The organism is Pseudomonas sp. GW821-FHT03E01 (genome assembly GCF_059420765.1).
Genome location: NZ_JBWKUI010000007.1, coordinates 90,254 through 110,298, shown reverse-complemented (window position 1 = coordinate 110,298; position 20,045 = coordinate 90,254). Strand labels below are relative to the sequence as shown.

Genomic DNA, 20,045 nt, shown 5'->3' with positions numbered 1-20,045 from the left:
CTCCGCTTAAGGCTTTTTCTTGGCTGCAGGAGCAGCGGCGCCGGCTTTAGGATCCAGCTCGTTAGTCATGTCAGCCAGCAGTTTGTTGACCACAGGCACCGCGCTTTCCAGCTTGGCTTGAGTCATCTGGGCCGATTGCTGAGTCAGCTGCGGCATTTTTTCCAGGACTTTCTTGCCCAGTGGCGACTGGTAGAACGCCACCAGATCCTTGAGCTCGGATTCGCTGAAGTTGGTGGTGTAGAGCTTGACCATGTCCGGCTTCAGCTTGTTCCAGCCAATGGCTGCGTCCAGCGCTGCGTTGGCCTTGGCCTGATAAGTTTCCAGAACGGCTTTCTTCGACTCAGGGGCTTTGGTCTGTTCAAAGCGCTGAGCGAACATTTGCTGCACTTGCATGTACACCGGAGTGCCCAGTTTGTCAGCGTGCGCCAGGGTCAGGAAAGCTTCGGCACTGGCGTTGTGGCTGGCGGTATCGGCAAAAACCTGGCCGCTGGCGCAAACCAGTGCAACCGCGGTACAGATGGCACGAAGACGAGTCATCGAGTTTCCTTTTCTAGCAGGCGAGGTATAACCCCAAGGGCGCCCATTCTGCGCCTAAAAAAGTGTGTCGCTCAACCCCAAGCCTTGTCGCGACTGATTTAGAGGGGTTGAACGGTCAAATTCCAGACTGATGGAACCACAACCGGCGATCACAGCCTAAACTGCGCTATCAGACCTACAGGAGTGTGCATGATGAGCCGTATCGAAACCGACAGCCTGGGCCAGGTGGAAGTCCCGGATGACGCTTACTGGGGCGCTCAGACGCAACGCTCGCTGATTAATTTCGCCATTGGCAACGAACGCATGCCGCTGGCTGTGTTGCATGCCCTGGCCCTGATCAAGAAAGCCGCGGCACGCGTCAACGATCGTAATGGCGACCTGCCCGCCGACATCGCCCGCCTGATCGAACAAGCGGCCGACGAAGTGCTCGATGGCCAACATGACGACCAGTTCCCGCTGGTGGTCTGGCAGACCGGCAGCGGCACCCAGAGCAACATGAACGTCAACGAAGTGATCGCCGGTCGCGCCAACGAACTGGCCGGCAACCCACGCGGTGGCAAGAGCCCGGTGCACCCCAACGATCACGTCAACCGCTCCCAGAGTTCCAACGACTGCTTCCCCACGGCCATGCACATCGCGACGGTTCAGGCGGTGCAACAGCATTTGCTGCCGGCGATCGCTGAGTTGTCCGGCGGCTTGGCGGAGCTGTCCGCGCGGCACATGAAACTGGTCAAGACCGGTCGTACCCACATGATGGACGCCACGCCGATTACCTTCGGTCAGGAACTCTCGGCGTTCATCGCACAACTGGATTACGCCGAGCGGGCGATCCGCAACGCGTTGCCGGCGGTTTGTGAACTGGCCCAGGGCGGCACCGCGGTCGGCACCGGGTTGAACTCCCCCCACGGTTTTGGCGAAGCGATCGCCGCCGAACTGGCCGCCCTCTCCGGCCTGCCGTTCGTCACCGCGCCGAACAAATTCGCCGCACTGGCCGGTCATGAGCCACTGACCACGCTGTCCGGCGCCCTGAAAACCCTCGCCGTGACCCTGATGAAAATCGCCAACGACCTGCGCCTGCTGGGCTCCGGGCCACGTGGCGGACTTGCCGAAGTGAAACTGCCGGCCAACGAGCCGGGCAGCTCGATCATGCCCGGCAAGGTCAACCCGACTCAGTGCGAAGCCCTGTCGATGCTGGCCTGCCAAGTGTTGGGCAATGACGTCGCCATCGGTTTTGCCGCCAGTCAGGGGCACCTGCAATTGAACGTGTTCAAACCGGTGATCATCCACAACCTGCTGCAATCGATCCGCTTGCTGGGCGACGGCTGCAGCAACTTCCAGCAGCATTGCATCGCCGGCCTGGAACCGGATGCCGAGAAAATGGCCGAGCATCTGGAACGAGGCTTGATGCTGGTGACGGCGCTGAACCCGCACATCGGCTACGACAAATCAGCCGAGATTGCCAAGAAGGCCTACAGCGAGGGGCTGACACTGCGTGAGGCGGCGTTGAAGTTGGGGTATCTGACCAATGAAGAGTTCGATGCGTGGGTGAGGCCGGAGAATATGCTGGAGGCAGGGGCCAAGGGCTGAGTTCTCTAGCGCCCGACAGTCAGTCATCGCGGGCAAGCCACGCTCCCACAGGATTTGTGTCAATCACAACACCCGTGAGCGACCCAAAACCTGTGGGAGCGTGGCTTGCCCGCGATGAACGATAACGCGGTCTAACTGGCTGCCATCCGCACCCGCCGTGCCCTGAGCCCGGCGATCAACGATGGCCCCAACGCCACCAGCGCCGACCCGAGCACCACCAGCACCGCCCCGCCATAACCCAGACCGTTGATCGTTTCGGCATGCACAAAATCAGGCCATAACCAGGCAGCCACGGCCACCGCGGCAAAGGTCACCAGCGGCGTGATCGCCAGCGTCGCGCTGACCCGCGACGCTTCCCAATGGGCCAGGGCTTCGGCGAAGGCGCCATACGCGATCAGGGTGTTCAAGCAGCACGCCAGCAGCAACCAGCCTTGCAGCGGGCTCAGTTGCAGCGCTTCCAGCGGATGCACCCACGGCGTCAGCAACAGCGCGCAGAACAGGTAAATCACCATCATCACCTGCAACGAGTTCCACACCGTGAGCAACTGCTTCTGGCCCAAGGCATAGAAGGTCCAGACCGTCGACGCCAACAGCACCATCAGCACACCCGCGGTGTAATCGGTCAGGGAGGTGAGCAACTCGCCCAGGCGCTGATTGAAGAACAGTGCAAAGCCGATCAGCAGCACCAGCAGGCCAATCCCCTGCCCCACGCTGAAACGCTCCTTGAACACGAACAGACTGGCGATCAGCAACATGATCGGGCCCATCTGCACCACCAGTTGTGCGGTGCCGGCGCTGAGCAGGTTCAGGCCCATCAGGTACAGCACGTAGTTGCCGACCAGTCCGAGTACCGCCATCAACACCAACCAGCCACCGCGCGGGCCGAGGACTTTGCGACTCGGCAAGCGTCTGGTCGCCGCCAGATATATGAACAGGCACCCGCCGGACACCATCAGGCGAAACCAGGTCACTGTCACTGGGTCCATCACCAACAGCACTTGCTTGAGTTTGATCGGCAGAATTCCCCACAACAACGCGGTCAGCAAGGCCAGGAATAAACCGTACACCCAGCGACCCGATGAAATATGCATGCTGCCCCCGAAGCCCATTGGCAAGAATGCTCATTCTAGGCTCAGACCGAAGCGCGACACAGGGACAGTTGCCCTCGGGCCGCGAATGAAACTGTGCGGGTCGCACCATGACATTGACGGGATGCCGTCGATCAGCTCGCCAGGCGTTGCAAAGGGTTCATGCATAAGCTCATTGAAACCGCCCTCTGCAGGAGATCGCCCATGTACGGCATGCGCGCCCAGGACACCACCCCCGCCACGCACTTTCGCTGTGACCGGTTGTGTCGTGTCAATGGGGAGTTGTATTTCACCACCCGGGAACAGACCCTGGAGGGGCCGTTCGATAATCCGGCGACGGCCGAGAAGGAGATCCAGGCTTATATCGAGCGGATGCAGGCTTTGAGCATGAACATGTCATCGAGATGACAACACCCGCGAGCATAACTGCTCTCGCGGGGTGTAAGCGCAACATACAAGGAGCGAGGCTTGCCCGCGAAGGCGACCTCACGGAATTACCGCACCGCCTCAAACAACCCCGTAGCCCCCATCCCGCCCCCCACGCACATGGTAACGATGCCGTAACGCAGGTTACGCCGCTGCAACTCGCGCACGATGTGCCCGACCTGACGCGAACCGGTCATGCCGAACGGGTGGCCGATGGAAATCGAGCCGCCATTGACGTTGTATTTGTCGTTGTCGATTTCCAGCCGATCGCGGCTGTACAGGCATTGCGAGGCGAACGCTTCATTGAGCTCCCACAAATCAATGTCGGCAATCTGCAACCCCTTGGCCTTGAGCAACTTCGGCACCGAGAACACCGGGCCGATGCCCATCTCGTCCGGCTGGCACCCGGCCACGGTGAAACCGCGAAAGAAGGCTTTGGGCTTGAGCCCCAGCGCCAGGGCTTTTTCCAGGCTCATCACCAGGGTCATCGAAGCACCGTCGGACAGCTGCGAAGAGTTGCCGGCCGTTACTGAGCCGTCTTCGGCAAACACCGGTTTCAATCCCGCCAGGCTTTGCAGGGTGGTGTCGGGGCGGTTGCAGTCATCGTGATCGACAATGCCGTCGAGGATCTGCACCTGGCCGGTGGCCTTGTCTTCAACGCGATACTTCACCGCCATCGGCACGATTTCATTGTTGAACAACCCGGCGGCCTGCGCCAGAGCGGTACGTTGCTGGCTTTGCAGGGCGTACAGATCCTGCTCCTCGCGGCTGACGCTGTAACGACGCGCGACGATCTCGGCCGTCTGGCCCATGGGGAAATAGATACCTGGCACCTGCTCTTTCAGCAGCGGGTTGATCAGGTGATCAGTGTTGACGCTTTTCATGGTCAGGCTGATCGACTCGACACCACCGGCGACGATGATGTCGCTGCAACCGGAAGCGATCTGATTGGCGGCAATCGCGATGGCCTGCAAGCCCGACGAACAGAAGCGGTTAAGGGTCATGCCACCCGTGCCGATGCCCAGGTGCGACAGCACCGCGACGTTGCGACCGATGTTGTAACCCTGGGCACCTTCGTTGGAACCGGCGCCGACGATGCAATCCTCGACGCTGGCCGGGTCGACGTCATTGCGCGTGAGCAGCGCGTTGACACAGTGGGCCGCCATGTCATCGGGACGGGTCATGTTGAACTTGCCGCGAAAGGATTTGGCCAGGCCGGTCCGCACGCTGTCGACGATCACCACTTCACGCATGGCATACACCTCATTGTTGTTGTCAGTCGGGAGTTGGATCGAGCATAAGCCCCACTCATGACTGACCGCGACAATCATTCACCCCGCGTATGCGTAACCATCGGCTCAGCGCTTGCGCTTTTGCAGTTTCTTCTCCCGTTTGTCGGACTTTTCGAATGCTGCTTCCAGCGCCTCATTGAGGGTGCGCAATACCTTGACCCGCGCCCAGCGCTTGTCGTTGGCCTCCACCAGGGTCCAGGGCGATACCTCGGTGCTGGTGCGGTCGACCATATCGCCGACCGCAGCGCGGTAATCGTCCCACTTGTCGCGGTTACGCCAGTCGTCTTCAGTAATCTTGAAACGCTTGAAGGGGATCTCTTCGCGCTCCTGGAAGCGCTCCATCTGAGTCTGTTTGTCGATGGTCAGCCAGAACTTGACCACGATCACCCCGGCATCGTCGAGCTGCTCTTCGAAGTCGTTGATCTCGCTGTAGGCACGCAACCAGTCCGCCTCGCTGCAAAAACCCTCGATGCGCTCCACCAGCACCCGGCCATACCAGGAACGATCGAACACAGTGAATTTTCCCCGCGCCGGAATATGCCGCCAGAACCGCCAGAGATACGGCTGCGCCCGTTCTTCTTCGGTAGGCGCGGCGATCGGCACGATGTTGTACTGACGTGGGTCGAGTGCCGCGGCCACCCGACGGATCGCCCCGCCCTTGCCTGCCGCGTCGTTGCCCTCGAACACCGCGATCAACGCGTGACGACGCATGCGTTTGTCGCGCATCAGCCCGGAAAACCGTGCCTGCTCGGTAATCAGTTGCTCTTCGTAATCGTCCTTGTCCAGGTTCAGGGTCAGGTCCAGGCTGTCGAGCAGATTCACGTGATCGACGCTGGGAGACAAGGGCGCGGCACTGACTTTGTGCGGGTGAATCCTGGGTCTCTTGAGCGCGCTCTGCAGGCCCTCGAGCAGAATCTTGCCAACCGCCAGGCTGCGATAACGCGCATCCAGGCCAGCAATCACGTGCCACGGCGCGTAGTCGCGGCTGGTGCGGCGCAGTACCCGTTCGCCGTACTTCACGAACTTGTCGTAGGTCGCGGATTGTTGCCAGTCCAGCGGGCTGATGCGCCAGCTGTGCAGCGGATCGTCGTTCAGCGCCTTGAGCCGCGCTTTCATTTGCTTCTTGGAGAGGTGAAACCAGAACTTGAAGATCAGCGCGCCTTCGTCGCACAACATCTTCTCCAGTCGCTCGGCGCCGTTGATGGCTTGATCGAGTCGCGGATCCTTGAACAAACCATGAACCCGCCCTTGCAGCATCTGGCTGTACCAGTTACCGAAGAAAATCCCCATGCGCCCCTTGGCCGGGAGCATCCGCCAGTAGCGCCAGGCGGGTGGTCGAGCCAGCTCTTCGTCAGTCTGCTGGTCGAAGGTGCGGACCTCGATCAGGCGCGGGTCCATCCATTCGTTGAGCAACTTGACCGTCTCGCCCTTGCCGGCCCCTTCGATGCCGTTGATCAAAATGATCACTGGAAAACGGTGTTGCTGCCGAAGTTCGAACTGCGCTTCGAGCAAGGCTTCACGCAGGGCCGGCACTTCGGCTTCATAGGTTTCTTTGTCAATGGCATGACCGATTTCGGCGGATTCGAACATGGAGACGCTCCTTCCAGGATTGAGCAAGACTAGCGGATTGACGTCTCATGCGCAGGACAAATCCATCTTTGAGACTGATACGAACCCTGTGGCGAGGGAGCTTGCTCCCGCTGGACGGCGAAGCCGTCCCGATACCAAAAAACTTGTACTCCGGGGGTACATAGACAACCAACTTGCGGCTGCTTCGCACCCGAGCGGGAGCAAGCTCCCTCGCCACAAAACGACGATTCTCCCTGCCCCCCGAATGTGGCACTTGCCACGGATCAAGCACCACCGTGGCGATCGGCTAGAATGGCGGTCTTGCCGTTGCCGAGCCTGCCATGAAACCTGTATTGCCCCACGCCCAGCTCGACTGGGACGACCAAGGTCGCCCGCGTTCGCGGGTGTTCGATGATGTGTACTTTTCCGACCAGTCAGGCCTTGAAGAAACCCGTTACGTGTTTCTGGAGCAAAACGATTTGCGCGACCGCTTCGCCGCATTGCCGGCGGGCGGGCGTCTGGTGATTGGCGAAACAGGTTTCGGCACCGGACTGAATTTTCTCTGTGCCTGGCAGTTGTTCGAACAGCACGCAGTGGCCGGTGCGCGGCTGCATTTTGTCAGTGTCGAAAAGTACCCGCTGAGCACCGCCGATCTGCAACGGGCCCTGGCGTTATGGCCGGATCTCAAGCCGTTCGCCGATCAATTGCTGGCGCAATACGTGGCGATTCATCAAGGTTTCCAGCGCCTGGTGCTGGGCAATGGCCGCGTCACACTGACCCTGCTGATTGGCGATGCACTGGAGCAGTTGCCACAACTGGACGCTCAGATCGACGCCTGGTTCCTCGACGGTTTCGCCCCGGCGAAAAACCCCGACATGTGGACTGCCGAGCTGTTTGCCGAACTGGCGCGTCTGGCGGCACCCGGCTCTACCATCAGCACGTTTACCAGCACCGGCTGGGTACGCCGTCTGTTGAACGCCGCAGGCTTCAAGATGAAACGCACGCCAGGCATCGGTCACAAGTGGGAGATCCTGCGGGGCACCTTTCTTGGCTGGCCTGAAGAGACCGCATCACCTGCCGCGACTAAACCCTGGTTCGCTCGCCCAACCCCGCCGACCGGCGAGCGCCGCGCCCTGGTGATCGGTGCCGGGCTGGCCGGTTGCGCCAGCGCCGCCAGTCTCGCCGCGCGGGGTTGGCAAGTGAGCCTGTTGGAGCGCCACGAAGCACTGGCGCAGGAAGCCTCGGGTAACCCTCAGGGTGTGCTGTACCTTAAGCTTTCGGCCCACGGCACCTCGCTGTCGCAATTGATCGTCAGCGGTTTTGGTTACACCCGGCGCCTGCTGGAACAGTTGCAGCGCGGCGTCGACTGGGACGATTGCGGGGTCTTGCAACTGGCCTTCAATGCCAAGGAAGCCGAACGTCAGGCGCAATTGGCCGCGGCTTTTTCGCCAGGCCTGGTACACCTGCTCGATCAACCGCAAGCACAGGCCCGGGCCGGCATCGAACTGGAGCACGGCGGCCTGTTCTTCCCCGAAGGCGGCTGGGTTCATCCTCCTGCGTTGTGCCAGTGGCAGGCGTCTTCAACGAACATTCAGTGGCTGCCCCATCGCGAGGTGCTGGAACTGCGCAAGGTGGAGGATCAATGGCAGGCCTGGGACGGCGAGGCACTGCTGGCCAGCGCGCCCGTGGTGATTCTGGCCGGCGCCGCCGAGATCAAGCGTTTTCCCCAGAGCGCCGAGTTGCCCCTCAAACGCATTCGCGGCCAGATCACCCGACTGGCGCAAACCCCTGAAAGCCAGAGCCTGGCAACCGTCGTCTGCGCCGAAGGCTATGTGGCACCGGCACGTCTGGGCGAACACACGCTTGGCGCCAGCTTCGATTTCAAGAGTGATGATCTGACCCCGACCGTCGCCGAGCACCTCGGCAACCTGGCGTTGCTCGAAGAAATATCCACCGACCTGGTCACCCGCCTGCATGTTCAAGACCTGGACCCGCAGCAGCTTGAAGGGCGCGCGGCGTTCCGCTGCACCAGTCCCGATTACCTGCCGATCGTCGGACCACTGGCCGATCAGGCCAGCTTCGCCAATGCCTATGCCGCGCTGAGCAAAGATGCCCGGCAAGTGCCCGACGTGCCCTGCCCGTGGCTTGATGGGTTTTACGTCAACAGCGGTCATGGTTCTCGCGGTTTGATCACCGCGCCATTGTCCGGCGAACTGTTGGCGGCATGGCTTGAGAACGAGCCTTTGCCCTTGCCCAAAGCCGTGGCCGAGGCCTGCCATCCCAACCGTTTTGCCTTGCGCCAGTTGATTCGCGGAAAAGTCTGATACACCGACTTATAACTTATCGGTCTAAAACTCCAGGGATTCAGCCGGGTCAGTTTCCGGGTACCCGCCGTTTTTGGCGGGTATCGATTGACCCTCCCCAACGGAAAAACCGGTAAGGACTTATGTGCGGATTAGCTGGAGAATTACGTTTCGACCATCAGCCTGCGGACCTCGCAGCCATTGAACGAATCACCCATCACCTGGCTCCACGCGGCCCTGACGCGTGGGGGTTCCACAGCCAGGGGCCGATAGCCCTCGGCCATCGGCGCCTGAAAATCATGGACCTGTCGGACGGCTCGGCGCAGCCGATGATCGATAACCAACTGGGTCTGTCCCTGGCCTTCAACGGCGCCATCTACAATTTCCCGGAACTGCGCACCGAGCTGGAAAGCCTCGGTTATGCCTTCTACTCCGGTGGCGACACCGAAGTGCTGCTCAAGGGCTATCACGCCTGGGGTGAAGCGCTGTTGCCCAAGCTCAACGGCATGTTCGCCTTCGCCATTTGGGAGCGCGACGCCCAGCGTCTGTTCATCGCCCGCGACCGTCTCGGTGTGAAGCCGCTGTACCTGTCGCGCACTGGCCAGCGCCTGCGCTTTGCCTCGGCATTGCCGGCATTGCTCAAGGGCGGCGACATCAACCCGATCCTCGATCCAGTGGCGCTCAATCATTACCTGAACTTCCACGCGGTGGTCCCGGCCCCGCGCACCTTGCTGGCGGGAATCGAGAAGCTGCCGCCGGCGAGCTGGATGCGCATCGAAGCGGACGGCACCACCGAGCAGAAAACCTGGTGGACCCTGCCCTACGGCCCACACGCCGACGAACTGAATCTGACCCTCGAAGACTGGCGCGACCGCGTGCTCGATAGCACCCGTGAAGCGGTGGCGATCCGTCAACGGGCGGCGGTCGACGTCGGTGTGTTGCTGTCCGGTGGCGTCGATTCCAGTCTGTTGGTGGGGCTGTTGCGCGAAGTCGGGGCCGAAGACTTGTCGACCTTTTCCATCGGTTTCCAGGATGCCGGCGGCGAGCGCGGTGATGAATTTCAGTATTCGGACTTGATCGCCAAACACTACGGCACCCGGCACCATCAACTGCGTATCGACGAGCAAGAGATCATCGAGCAACTGCCGGCGGCGTTCCGCGCCATGAGCGAGCCGATGGTCAGCCATGACTGCATCGCCTTCTACTTGCTGTCCCGGGAAGTGGCCAGGCACTGCAAAGTGGTGCAAAGCGGCCAGGGCGCGGACGAGTTGTTCGCCGGGTATCACTGGTATCCGCAGGTGGACGGCGCGAGCGATCCCTATGCAGCGTATCGCGATGCGTTTTTCGACCGCAGCCATGCCGACTATGCCGCCACAGTGCAGCCGAAATGGCTGACAGCCAACGATGCCGCCGGCGACTTCGTGAAGGAACATTTCGCACAACCCGGTGCCGACGCGGCGGTGGACAAAGCCCTGCGCCTGGACAGCACGGTGATGCTGGTGGACGACCCCGTCAAACGGGTCGACAACATGACCATGGCCTGGGGCCTGGAAGCGCGCACGCCGTTTCTCGACTATCGCCTGGTGGAATTGTCAGCGCGGGTGCCGGGCAAATTCAAACTGCCGGATGGCGGCAAGCAAGTCCTGAAAGAAGCGGCGCGGCTGGTCATTCCAAGCGAAGTGATCGACCGTAAAAAGGGCTACTTCCCGGTGCCCGGCCTCAAGCATTTGCAAGGCGACACACTGAACTGGGTGCGTGAACTGCTGCTCGATCCGAGTCAGGATCGCGGCTTGTTCAACCCCGCCATGCTCGACCGCCTGCTGACCGATCCGCAAGGCCAGTTGACCCCGTTGCGCGGCTCCAAGCTGTGGCAATTGGCGGCCCTGAACCTGTGGCTCAGTGAACAAGGAATCTGATCGATGAAACCCCACGCCACGGCTTACAGCCAACGCCTGTTGCGCGGTCAGGCGCCCTCCTACGAACGCTTGCAGGCACGCCTGGCCGAAGACGGCAGTGCATTGAGCGCCGCGCCCATCGCCGTGCATTGCGGTTGGGGCCGGTTGTTGATCGGCCATACCTTTCCCGATGCGGCGAGCCTCGCCCAAGAGTTGCTCAATGAGCAGCCCGGTGAGCGGGACATCGCCTTGTACGTCGCCGCCCCCCAGCAAGTGTTGGGGCTGGAACCGGCGCAACTGTTTCTCGACCCGTCCGATACTTTGCGCCTGTGGTTCAGCGATTACCGTCAGGCCACCCGGGTGTTTCGCGGTTTTCGCATTCGTCGGGCGCAAAGCGAGGCGGACTGGCAGGCGATCAATCAGCTGTATCAGGCCCGCGGCATGCTGCCGATCGATGCAGGTTTGCTGACGCCCCATCATCAGGGCGGCCCGGTGTACTGGCTGGCCGAAGACGAGGACAGCGGCGCGATTATCGGCAGCGTCATGGGCCTCAATCACCACAAGGCATTCAACGATCCGGAAAACGGCAGCAGCCTGTGGTGCCTGGCGGTGGATCCGCAATGTTCCCGCCCAGGCGTCGGTGAAGTGCTGGTGCGGCACTTGATCGAACACTTCATGAGCCGTGGGCTGAGTTACCTGGACCTGTCGGTGCTGCACAACAACCGTCAGGCGAAGAGTCTTTACGCCAAGCTCGGTTTTCGCAACTTGTCGACCTTTGCGATCAAGCGCAAGAACGGTATCAACCAGCCGTTGTTTCTCGGCCCCGGCCCCGAAGCCGAGTTCAATCCGTATGCGCGGATCATCGTCGAAGAGGCTCATCGGCGCGGTATTGAGGTGCAGGTGGATGACGCGCAAACCGGTCTGTTTACCTTGATCCACGGCAGTCGTCGGGTGCGTTGCCGCGAATCCCTGAGCGATCTGACCAGCGCCATCAGCATGACCTTGTGCCAGGACAAAAGCCTGACTCACAAGGTGCTGAAAAACGCCGGCCTCAAACTGCCCGCACAACAACTGGCGGGAAGCGCGGACGACAATCTGGCGTTTCTCGACGAGCACGAACGGGTGGTGGTCAAACCGCTGGACGGTGAACAGGGCCAAGGGGTGGCGGTGGATTTGCGCAGCATTGAGGAGGTCCAGCAAGCCATCGAAAACGCCCGTGCATTCGACAGTCGAGTGCTGCTGGAAAGTTTTCACGAAGGCCTCGATTTGCGGATTCTGGTGATCGGCTTCGAGGTGGTCGCGGCTGCCATTCGCCGGCCGGCGGAAGTGGTGGGCGATGGTCAGCATTCCATCGGTGCGCTGATCGAAGCCCAGAGTCGTCGCCGCCAGGCGGCAACCAGCGGCGAAAGCAAAATCCCGCTGGATCAGGAGACCCAACGCACCTTGCAGGCGGCGGGTTATGACTACGGCAGCATTCTGCCGGCCGGCGAGCACTTGTTCGTACGGCGCACGGCGAATCTTCATACCGGCGGCATCCTTGAAGACGTCACGGCGATTCTGCATCCAGCCTTGGTGGACGCGGCGGTGCGCGCGGCGCGAGCGCTGGATATTCCGATGGTCGGGCTCGACCTGATGGTACCGGCCGCCGACCAGCCGCAGTACGTGTTTATCGAAGCCAATGAACGCGCCGGCCTGGCCAACCATGAACCGCAGCCGACGGCCGAGCGGTTTGTAGATTTGTTGTTTGCACATAGTCAGCCGGCAGTCCCTTAGTGATGTGTTGTCTGTACCAACACCATCAGGAGTTTCCATGACCAGCAAAATTCCCGAACCGGATCTCGATTACCTGCAAAAAGTCCTGCTGGAAATGCTCGCCATTCCCAGCCCGACCGGGTTCACCGACACCATCGTGCGGTACGTGGCCGAGCGCCTTGAAGAGCTGGGCATTCCCTTTGAAATGACCCGTCGCGGCACTATCCGCGCGACTCTCAAGGGCAAGAGGAACAGTCCGGACCGAGCAGTCTCCGCTCACCTGGATACCATTGGCGCGGCGGTTCGCGCGATCAAGGACAACGGACGCCTGACCCTGGCGCCTGTCGGCTGCTGGTCCAGCCGTTTTGCCGAGGGCAGCCGCGTCAGCCTGTTCACCGACAACGGCGTGATCCGCGGCAGCGTGTTGCCGCTGATGGCTTCCGGGCACGCGTTCAACACCGCCGTGGATGAAATGCCGATCAGCTGGGATCACATCGAATTGCGCCTGGACGCCTATTGCGCCACCCGCGCCGATTGCGATTCGCTGGGGATCAGCGTCGGCGATTTCGTCGCCTTCGACCCGTTGCCGGAGTTCACCGAAAGCGGCCACATCAGCGCCCGTCACCTCGACGACAAGGCTGGCGTTGCCGCACTGCTGGCGGCACTGAAAGCGATTGTCGACAGCGGCGAAGAGTTGATGATCGACTGCCATCCGCTGTTCACCATCACCGAGGAAACCGGCAGTGGTGCGGCGGCTGCCCTGCCCTGGGATGTCAGCGAATTCGTCGGCATCGACATCGCGCCGGTCGCGCCCGGCCAGCACTCCAGCGAACACGCGGTGAGCGTGGCGATGCAGGATTCCGGCGGGCCTTATGACTATCATCTGTCGCGGCATCTGCTACGCCTGGCCGCTGACAACGAACTGCCGGCACGTCGGGACCTGTTCCGCTATTACTTCAGCGATGCTCACTCGGCCGTCACCGCCGGCCATGACATTCGCACCGCCCTGCTGGCCTTCGGTTGCGACGCCACTCACGGCTACGAACGTACCCACATCGACAGCCTTGCCGCTCTCAGCCGTTTGCTCGGCGCCTACATTCTCAGCCCGCCGGTATTCGCCAGCGATGCACAACCAGCCACGGGATCGCTGGAGCGGTTCAGTCACCAGATCGAGCACGAGACGCAGATGGAAAGCGATACCCGGGTACCGTCGGTGGATAGCCTGCTGGGACAGCGCACAGAAAGCTGAGGCGAACACTGGTGATGTGTTCATATCCGCCGTAGCATCGCGCCAATGTTTAACCGAGGTGCCTTATGCTGATCCCCCACGACCAACTTGAAGTCGACACCCTGACCCGCCTGATCGAGGATTTCGTGACCCGTGACGGCACGGACAACGGCGATGACACGCCGCTGGAAACCCGTGTGTTGCGTGTGCGTCAGGCATTGACCAAGGGCCAGGCGCTGATCGTCTTCGATCCGGAAAGCGAGCAATGCCAGTTGATGCTCAAGCACGACGTGCCCAAGCACCTGTTCGACTGAAGCCCTTAACGAGCCTTGGCTTTTGCCTGTTTGATCTGGATGCGCTCGTAGACTTCGGCGCGGTGTACGTTGACCTGCTGTGGCGCTTCAACACCGAAGCGCACACTGCTTCCGTTGACGGCGAGCACCCGCACGGAAATGTTGTCACCAATGGATATCAATTCGCCCACAACGCGACTGAGTACAAGCATGGCATTCATCCTTCAGGGTTACCGGTCCCTGAAGATGCCCTGCGCAGAGCGGGTCTTCAATGCAACGACCGCAAAACAGTCCCGCCCTACAATGCAGGCTGCATCACCCTGACGGACGTGTCTGACAAACCGCTTGAATGAAGGATCGATCCGTCAGGAAGCGGTAAGGCGCGGACCAAACAAAATGACAGTCGCCCCGAGTACACACAGCGCCACGCCGATCCAGTCCGAGCCCAATGGTCGAATCCGCTCGACCACCGCCAGCCAACCAACCGACGAGATGATGTAGATGCCGCCGTAGGCGGCATAGGCGCGACCGGCGTAGTTCGCTTCGACCCGGGTCAGCAGTAGCGCGAATAACGTCAGGCTGAACAAGGCCGGGATGACCCACCACACGCTTTTACCCTGGCGCAGCCACATCCAGAAAGCGAAGCAGCCGGCGATTTCGAACAGCGCGGCGAGGAAAAACCACAGGTAATTGAGCATGCAGACGTCTCGTTGGGATGGCCGGTTGGCGGCCACCCTAACGACGGTGTTGCGCACAGGCAAGTTCAGCCTGCGTTTTGTTTGGCCTTGGCGCGCATTTTGTCGGCCATCACAGTCATTTCGTTGTAGAGCAATTGCGGGTCTTTCTGTTTGATCGCCCAGGCCATACGGCCCTGCTCGTGAGGCAGGATCAAGAATTCGCCAGCGGCGACCTGCTGATAGATGTAGTCGGCAATGTCAGCAGCGGTGATCGGTGAGCTTTCCAGCAATTTGCCGACCTGGGCTTTCATGGCCGGGGTCGGGCCACGGAAGGAGTCCAGTAGATTGGTCTGGAAGAACGACGGGCAAACTACATGCACGCTGACTTCCTCATGGGCCAGTTCAATCAGCAAACTTTCGGACAACGCCACCACACCCGCCTTGGCCACGTTGTAGTTGCTCATGGCCGGGCCTTGCATCAGCGCCGCCATCGAGGCGATGTTGATGATTTTGCCTTTGCTTTTCTCCAGCAGCGGCAGGAAGGCCTTGCAGCCCTTGACCACGCCCATCAGGTTGATCGCGATTTGCCAATCCCAGTCCTCCAGCGACAGTTCACTGAAGAACCCGCCCGAGGCCACGCCGGCATTGTTGACGATGACATCGATACCGCCAAGTTTCTCTTCGCAGGCTTGGGCGAAGGCGGTCAACTGACTGTAGTCGCGCACATCGCAGCGCTGAATGAAGCCGTCACCGCCGGCTTCGCGCACCAACTTGAGGGTTTCCTGCAGACCGGGCTCACTGACATCCGACAAGGCCAGCTGCCAGCCTTCACGCGCCCAGCGCAGCGCGATTTCGCGACCCAGGCCTGAGCCCGCGCCAGTGATCATCATGCGATTTTGCATAGCAAACAGCCTTGTTGTTCCGGGGAAGATGCACCGAGTGTAGCGAAGGATAATGCGCGACCCACGCTCCATCAGAGTGCTGAATGGCCAGCGATGAACCACGGCGCGGTGCGGTTGTTTCAACTTCGAAACAGAGCAAAAGAAATAAACATACTTTCCAAAAACATTAAAAAAACTTGGAATTTTTCTTCATAGCCATGAGTCGGATTTTTTAAGCAGCTAGGATTAATACAAGTCCAGCTGATGGCTAAAACGCCAGGTCAAACCCACAACGCTTCCAACAAGGAAATAGACATGGGCACAATTCTTATCGTTATTCTTATCCTGTTGCTGATAGGCGGCCTGCCGGTCTTCCCGCACTCCAGAAGTTGGGGTTATGGCCCGTCCGGTATCATCGGCGTGGTGTTGGTGGTGCTGTTAATCCTATTGCTGCTTGGCAAGATATAGAGATTCTACCGGCGAAAAAAAGAGGCCCTGCGAAGGGCCTCTTTTGTATTCCGGAAAAACTTAGTCCGGTTTGCCGTCAACCACACCGGCGGTGTTGTCCAACAGGCTCTTGGTAGCCGTCTGGATGAACGACTCGAGCTTCTGCTTGAGCGCCGCTTCGTCAGCCGATGCCGGGATCACTTCACCTTTCGGGTTAGCGCCCAGTTCGTATTGATACAACCTTGGCGGCATCTCTTTAGGCAGTACCAGCACGCGGTCCGCGGTGAGCAAGGCGACCGTCTGATCGCTGCCCGACGGCTTGATCATGCCGAAACCCTTGTCACCTTCCGGCAGGTTCAGCAAGTCACGCCCCCAGCATTGATGGACCACATCGCCACCCACGCGGCCCATGATGGTCGGCACGATGTCGATCTGGGTGCCCACAGTGTGGTCGACCTGACCGAATTTTTCCTGTATGCCCGGCCCGATCATCAGCATCGGCACGTTGAAGCGGCCCAGGTCCATTTCGGTGATCTGTTGTTCGTTGCCAAAACCGTGGTCGCCGACGATCACGAACAGGGTTTCCTTGAAGTACGGCTCTTTGCGAGCCTTTTCAAAGAACTGACCCAATGCCCAGTCGGAGTAGCGCATGGCGGTCAAGTGTTCGTTGAGGCTGCCACGATCGGTCACCCGCTCCACCGGCAATGGTGTCGGCAAGGCGTATGGCGTGTGGTTGGACAGGGTTTGCAGCAAGGCATAGAACGGTTTCTTGTCCTTGCCGTCGCGGGCTTTCAACTCTTCCAGGCCACGGTTGAACATGTCCTGGTCAGACACGCCCCAGGTCGGGTCGGAGAACACCGGGTTGACGAAGTCATTGCGCCCGATGAAGTTGGTCATGCCCTGGTTGCTGAAGAAGCCCGACTGGTTGTCCCAGGCGAAGTCGCCGTTATAAACATACACATCGTCGTAGCCACGAGTGCTGAGCAACTGTGGCAGGCCGGACAGTTTGTGGCTGCCTTCCGGGGTCTGCATCAGGTATTCGAAACCTGGCAGGTTCGGGAAGCAGGCCATGGTGGCGAACATACCTTGGTGGGTATGGGTGCCGTTGGAGAAGAAACGGTCGAACAACAGACCTTCTTTCGACAGTTTGTCGAAGGAAGGCGTGATCTCGCCCGGACGTCCCAGAGCGCCCACCGAGTGACCGGCGAAGCTTTCCATCAGGATCACCACGACGTTCTTGATCGGCAGTGTCTTGTTGGCGTCGGGGGTGTAGTTGCGACGCACCGCGGCGGTCTCCGGGTTCACCAGTTTGTCGCTCGGAGTCAGCAGCATATCGCGCACGGTCTGCTGGGCCAGAGGTTGTTCCAGTGTGGCTTTCCAGATGTTGTCGCGCTCTTCGGACATCCGGCTCTTGGCCGCGGCGATCAGCGACAGCGTGCCGTTGAGGCCCAACTGGTTGGCGAAATTCGAGTCGGTGGTGTAGACGTCACCCCAACGCAGCGGCGGGCCCTGGCGCAGGGTGCCACGCGCCGCGACCACACAGACCATCAGGCAGACCACGAACACCACGCCGCGCGCATACCACGGAGCGACCTGGCGCGTGCCGATGCTGCCACCGCTGAACGGCCCGCGAGGACGTGTGGCGCGGTCGGCGCCCTTGAACGCGAGGGTCAGAATCAACGTGCCCACACCCCAGGCCAACAGGTAGCGAACTACCGGAAAACCGTACCAGAGCATGCTCATCACGGTTTTCGGGTCTTCTTTCACATACTGGAAGACCAGGCCGTTGAGGCGCTGGTGGAACTCGCGGTAAAAGTCCATCTCCATCAGGCCGAGGAACAGCGCGATACTCGAGGCAACAGTCAACCAGAGCCGGAAGAACCCGCGGGCCGCCATGGCCCGGGCGCTGAACAGGGCCAGCAGCAGCGGAACGCTGAGGTAAACCACCAGGCGCAAGTCGAAACGCAGGCCATTGGCGAACGCTTCCAGGAAGGTCGAAGCCGGTGTGTCGAGGATCATCGAGCGGTTGTAGACCAGCAGCGCGACGCGCAGCAGGCTGAACATGACCATCATGATCAGGGCGCACAACAGCGTGTAGGCCAGATGCGATTTGACGGTCGGTTGCAGCAGGCGACTAGTAGCTCGCTGCTGATTCAGGGCGTCCGGGTTTGCCATGTCGTTTTAGGACCCATTGGAAGTTGAAGTTACAAAAATACAGTGGCGCCTTGCCCTCTGTTGGCCATCCTCGGCCCCGGGGCGTGCGCGGTGCGCAAATGTTGCACGATCAACCGCGGCATTGCCATTGATTACTGCCCGACAGCCAAACTGCCGCTCATAGCGGTCAGGGACAAGCGGCGTGGGCGCAAAGTTGTGGGGTTGATTCGTTGAGGCGAATTGTCTTGGAGAGATTGTGAAAATTTCGTTCAACGCATATCCGGAAACAAAATAACTCCCCTCCCCTGGTAGAAATGAAACGCCCCGATTTGATCGGGGCGTTGTTGAACAGGCCGCATCAACTGGATACGCGGCTACTTCTCGGCGCGTTCTTTCAGGGCTTTGAGAGTATTGAACGGCGCATCGACCACGAACTTGTTGGCCAACCACGACGGCACGCTGCCGCCTGGATCAGTGTGAACCTGATAAGTCACTTCGACTTGATCGCCTTTAGGCACGAACTTCCAGAAACCCTTGACCTGGGCGACCCGTACAAAACCCTTTTCTTCCGGAAGGTACTTCGGCTGCCCTTCCAGCTCGCGGGTCAGGCTGCCATCAGCGCCGTCAACGGTAGTGACATGCAACACCGAATCGCGAGCAGTGACCGGCCAGGGTGTATTGAACTGAGTGTAGGTCCAGCTCTGGTTGCCTTCGTGCTTGAGCAGCTTCTGGACCTTGCACTCGTGAATCCAGGCGCAGGCTCCCGGAACATCTTCCTGCAGTGCACGCAGTTTGGCCATGGTGGTCTTCATGATCGTTACACCACGGTAAGCCTTGTATTGGGAACCGGCCACCTCACTCAAGGACACCTTGATGCCATCTTCGTCCTTGGCGGTTTTCCAGTCTTCGGCCTGGGCCGTGGAGGCCAGCAAAACCGTCAAACCACACAGCACAGCGATACGATGCAGCGAACCCATAGTCTTATTCCTTATTGTTGAAGTTCCGTTCGTTGAACACATCACGCGGCCGTCATTTGCTCCCACCAGCCCAGCAATTTGATCGCTTCGTCGCGGCTGCTTCCGCAAACCTCGACATCGGCCTCAAATGCCAAACACACCGCGGGGCGTTCCGGCTTGCCGAAAATGCTGCACAGGTTATCGGCAGACAGTTGTACGCATCGTTCTCCGGCGGCTTTGCCATTGGGCATGCCGGGAATCGGTGAACTGATGGAAGGGGCAATGCAACAGGCGCCACAGCCTTCACGGCATCTCATGACGACAAGCTCCTCGCGACGAGCAATGTGTTAAAGGGACGCGGCACAGAGTAACGGCTAAAACAGTTGTTTTAAATTACCCGGGCCCGGGTTTTTACGCTCAAACGAACGTGACTGACCAGTCTCCGACAAAGCGTCTGTTTCGCGGGTCACGAACTGGGGGAAATTTACTGCTTGAACTCGAATTCCAGTGCCGCGCCTTCAACGTCCCGGCGCTCTTCATTGCGCCGTTGCAGCTGCATTTCGTTGCTGATCAGGCGACCGTTCAGCTGAAACGGACTGCTTTTGCCACCGAACATTTGCGGCAACACCGCATCGTGTCGAGGCAACGGTACCGTGCCGACCGGTTTCAATTCATCGACCTTATCCTTGGGCAAGCTCAAGTCGAGATTGGCGGGAGGGAGGTTGGTTTTCAACACTTCGCTGGCTGGTTTTGACTTGGAAGCAATGGGAGAACGCTTTTTGACCGGGGCAGCCTTTTTTTTGACCGGAGCGGTTTTTATAGCCGTCGCCGGTTTTTTCGCGGTTGCGGCGGCTGTCGGTTTTTCCTGAACGGAAGCCGCCATGACACCTTCCGCATGACAAGTCATCAACAGGCAGATCAATAACCAGGCAGAAGGAAAAATCGGCTTCATGGACCCAA

19 protein-coding genes are annotated in these 20,045 nt (G+C 60.1%); 8 read left to right on the top strand and 11 right to left on the bottom strand.

Annotation, left to right across the window (positions count from 1 at the left end):
- Positions 1–6 precede the first annotated feature (6 nt).
- Positions 7–537, bottom strand: a complete 531-nt coding sequence (locus AC07VO_RS13730; RefSeq protein WP_018929867.1) for a DUF2059 domain-containing protein — start codon at positions 535–537, stop codon at positions 7–9.
- A 192-nt stretch (positions 538–729) separates the two neighbouring features.
- Here AC07VO_RS13730 and AC07VO_RS13725 point away from each other — a divergent pair, with 192 nt between their 5' ends.
- Positions 730–2,124 (top strand): class II fumarate hydratase, encoded by a 1,395-nt coding sequence (locus AC07VO_RS13725; protein ID WP_086944621.1) that lies wholly within the window; start codon positions 730–732, stop codon positions 2,122–2,124.
- 131 nt (positions 2,125–2,255) lie between these two features.
- Here AC07VO_RS13725 and AC07VO_RS13720 read toward each other — a convergent pair whose 3' ends face one another.
- Positions 2,256–3,215: a DMT family transporter gene (locus tag AC07VO_RS13720; RefSeq protein ID WP_064621206.1), complete on the bottom strand. Its 960-nt coding sequence runs from the start codon at positions 3,213–3,215 to the stop codon at positions 2,256–2,258.
- Positions 3,216–3,416: 201 nt separating this feature from the next.
- Here AC07VO_RS13720 and AC07VO_RS13715 point away from each other — a divergent pair, with 201 nt between their 5' ends.
- Positions 3,417–3,620 carry a DUF6316 family protein gene (locus AC07VO_RS13715; RefSeq protein ID WP_138867015.1) on the top strand — a complete coding sequence of 68 codons (204 nt, stop codon included), beginning with the start codon at positions 3,417–3,419 and terminating at the stop codon, positions 3,618–3,620.
- A gap of 86 nt (positions 3,621–3,706) precedes the next feature.
- Here AC07VO_RS13715 and AC07VO_RS13710 read toward each other — a convergent pair whose 3' ends face one another.
- Entirely contained in the window at positions 3,707–4,891 is a 1,185-nt protein-coding gene (locus AC07VO_RS13710; protein WP_192350935.1) for a thiolase family protein, read from the bottom strand.
- A gap of 105 nt (positions 4,892–4,996) precedes the next feature.
- The gene (gene pap, locus AC07VO_RS13705; RefSeq protein WP_028938966.1) at positions 4,997–6,520 is read right to left on the bottom strand and encodes a polyphosphate:AMP phosphotransferase; all 1,524 of its coding nucleotides are present in this window, start codon (positions 6,518–6,520) and stop codon (positions 4,997–4,999) included.
- 320 nt (positions 6,521–6,840) lie between these two features.
- Here pap and mnmC point away from each other — a divergent pair, with 320 nt between their 5' ends.
- The 5 genes from mnmC (at position 6,841) to AC07VO_RS13680 (ending at position 13,991) form a co-directional block, all read left to right on the top strand.
- Entirely contained in the window at positions 6,841–8,823 is a 1,983-nt protein-coding gene (gene mnmC, locus AC07VO_RS13700; protein ID WP_495007590.1) for a bifunctional tRNA (5-methylaminomethyl-2-thiouridine)(34)-methyltransferase MnmC2/FAD-dependent 5-carboxymethylaminomethyl-2-thiouridine(34) oxidoreductase MnmC1, read from the top strand.
- A 122-nt stretch (positions 8,824–8,945) separates the two neighbouring features.
- On the top strand, positions 8,946–10,718 hold the full coding sequence (locus AC07VO_RS13695) for an N-acetylglutaminylglutamine amidotransferase (RefSeq protein WP_495007589.1): 1,773 nt from the start codon (positions 8,946–8,948) through the stop codon (positions 10,716–10,718).
- Between the two features lie 3 nt (positions 10,719–10,721).
- Positions 10,722–12,470, top strand: a complete 1,749-nt coding sequence (gene ngg / locus AC07VO_RS13690) for an N-acetylglutaminylglutamine synthetase (protein ID WP_495007588.1) — start codon at positions 10,722–10,724, stop codon at positions 12,468–12,470.
- Positions 12,471–12,507: 37 nt separating this feature from the next.
- Positions 12,508–13,698, top strand: coding sequence for an osmoprotectant NAGGN system M42 family peptidase (locus AC07VO_RS13685; RefSeq protein WP_064616633.1), 1,191 nt, complete (start codon positions 12,508–12,510; stop codon positions 13,696–13,698).
- A gap of 65 nt (positions 13,699–13,763) precedes the next feature.
- Entirely contained in the window at positions 13,764–13,991 is a 228-nt protein-coding gene (locus AC07VO_RS13680; protein ID WP_003199186.1) for a YheU family protein, read from the top strand.
- 5 nt (positions 13,992–13,996) lie between these two features.
- On the opposite strand, the gene csrA is transcribed toward AC07VO_RS13680, so the two are convergent.
- The 3 genes from csrA to AC07VO_RS13665 all read right to left on the bottom strand — a co-directional run bounded on the left by csrA (position 13,997) and on the right by AC07VO_RS13665 (position 15,549).
- Entirely contained in the window at positions 13,997–14,182 is a 186-nt protein-coding gene (gene csrA, locus AC07VO_RS13675) for a carbon storage regulator CsrA (protein ID WP_064616631.1), read from the bottom strand.
- A 153-nt stretch (positions 14,183–14,335) separates the two neighbouring features.
- Complete coding sequence (locus AC07VO_RS13670) at positions 14,336–14,668, bottom strand: YnfA family protein (RefSeq protein WP_495007587.1); 333 nt, start codon at positions 14,666–14,668, stop codon at positions 14,336–14,338.
- 65 nt (positions 14,669–14,733) lie between these two features.
- A complete protein-coding gene (locus tag AC07VO_RS13665; RefSeq protein WP_018929879.1) occupies positions 14,734–15,549 on the bottom strand; it encodes an SDR family oxidoreductase in 816 nt (271 codons plus the stop codon).
- A gap of 288 nt (positions 15,550–15,837) precedes the next feature.
- On the opposite strand from AC07VO_RS13665, the gene AC07VO_RS13660 reads away from it, so the two are divergent.
- Entirely contained in the window at positions 15,838–15,996 is a 159-nt protein-coding gene (locus tag AC07VO_RS13660; RefSeq protein ID WP_172901242.1) for a DUF3309 family protein, read from the top strand.
- Between the two features lie 60 nt (positions 15,997–16,056).
- On the opposite strand, the gene AC07VO_RS13655 is transcribed toward AC07VO_RS13660, so the two are convergent.
- The 4 genes from AC07VO_RS13655 to AC07VO_RS13640 form a co-directional block, all read right to left on the bottom strand.
- Positions 16,057–18,150 (bottom strand): LTA synthase family protein, encoded by a 2,094-nt coding sequence (locus AC07VO_RS13655; protein WP_018929880.1) that lies wholly within the window; start codon positions 18,148–18,150, stop codon positions 16,057–16,059.
- Between the two features lie 353 nt (positions 18,151–18,503).
- Complete coding sequence (locus AC07VO_RS13650) at positions 18,504–19,106, bottom strand: START domain-containing protein (RefSeq protein ID WP_018929881.1); 603 nt, start codon at positions 19,104–19,106, stop codon at positions 18,504–18,506.
- A 41-nt stretch (positions 19,107–19,147) separates the two neighbouring features.
- Complete coding sequence (locus AC07VO_RS13645; protein ID WP_495007586.1) at positions 19,148–19,402, bottom strand: YkgJ family cysteine cluster protein; 255 nt, start codon at positions 19,400–19,402, stop codon at positions 19,148–19,150.
- A gap of 167 nt (positions 19,403–19,569) precedes the next feature.
- Positions 19,570–20,037, bottom strand: coding sequence for a hypothetical protein (locus AC07VO_RS13640; RefSeq protein ID WP_026286700.1), 468 nt, complete (start codon positions 20,035–20,037; stop codon positions 19,570–19,572).
- Positions 20,038–20,045: the final 8 nt, after the last annotated feature.

Excerpts from the sequence above, each read along its gene's own strand:
- AC07VO_RS13680 (WP_003199186.1), top strand. The coding sequence starts at position 13,764 with ATGCTGATCCCCCACGACCAACTTGAAGTCGACACCCTGACCCGCCTG.
- AC07VO_RS13730 (WP_018929867.1), bottom strand. The coding sequence starts at position 537 with ATGACTCGTCTTCGTGCCATCTGTACCGCGGTTGCACTGGTTTGCGCC.
- AC07VO_RS13645 (WP_495007586.1), bottom strand. The coding sequence starts at position 19,402 with ATGAGATGCCGTGAAGGCTGTGGCGCCTGTTGCATTGCCCCTTCCATC.
- AC07VO_RS13695 (WP_495007589.1), top strand. The coding sequence starts at position 8,946 with ATGTGCGGATTAGCTGGAGAATTACGTTTCGACCATCAGCCTGCGGAC.
- AC07VO_RS13650 (WP_018929881.1), bottom strand. The coding sequence starts at position 19,106 with ATGGGTTCGCTGCATCGTATCGCTGTGCTGTGTGGTTTGACGGTTTTG.
- ngg (WP_495007588.1), top strand. The coding sequence starts at position 10,722 with ATGAAACCCCACGCCACGGCTTACAGCCAACGCCTGTTGCGCGGTCAG.
- AC07VO_RS13670 (WP_495007587.1), bottom strand. The coding sequence starts at position 14,668 with ATGCTCAATTACCTGTGGTTTTTCCTCGCCGCGCTGTTCGAAATCGCC.
- AC07VO_RS13640 (WP_026286700.1), bottom strand. The coding sequence starts at position 20,037 with ATGAAGCCGATTTTTCCTTCTGCCTGGTTATTGATCTGCCTGTTGATG.
- AC07VO_RS13710 (WP_192350935.1), bottom strand. The coding sequence starts at position 4,891 with ATGCGTGAAGTGGTGATCGTCGACAGCGTGCGGACCGGCCTGGCCAAA.
- AC07VO_RS13655 (WP_018929880.1), bottom strand. The coding sequence starts at position 18,150 with ATGGCAAACCCGGACGCCCTGAATCAGCAGCGAGCTACTAGTCGCCTG.
- csrA (WP_064616631.1), bottom strand. The coding sequence starts at position 14,182 with ATGCTTGTACTCAGTCGCGTTGTGGGCGAATTGATATCCATTGGTGAC.
- AC07VO_RS13665 (WP_018929879.1), bottom strand. The coding sequence starts at position 15,549 with ATGCAAAATCGCATGATGATCACTGGCGCGGGCTCAGGCCTGGGTCGC.
- mnmC (WP_495007590.1), top strand. The coding sequence starts at position 6,841 with ATGAAACCTGTATTGCCCCACGCCCAGCTCGACTGGGACGACCAAGGT.
- pap (WP_028938966.1), bottom strand. The coding sequence starts at position 6,520 with ATGTTCGAATCCGCCGAAATCGGTCATGCCATTGACAAAGAAACCTAT.
- AC07VO_RS13720 (WP_064621206.1), bottom strand. The coding sequence starts at position 3,215 with ATGCATATTTCATCGGGTCGCTGGGTGTACGGTTTATTCCTGGCCTTG.
- AC07VO_RS13715 (WP_138867015.1), top strand. The coding sequence starts at position 3,417 with ATGTACGGCATGCGCGCCCAGGACACCACCCCCGCCACGCACTTTCGC.
- AC07VO_RS13685 (WP_064616633.1), top strand. The coding sequence starts at position 12,508 with ATGACCAGCAAAATTCCCGAACCGGATCTCGATTACCTGCAAAAAGTC.
- AC07VO_RS13725 (WP_086944621.1), top strand. The coding sequence starts at position 730 with ATGAGCCGTATCGAAACCGACAGCCTGGGCCAGGTGGAAGTCCCGGAT.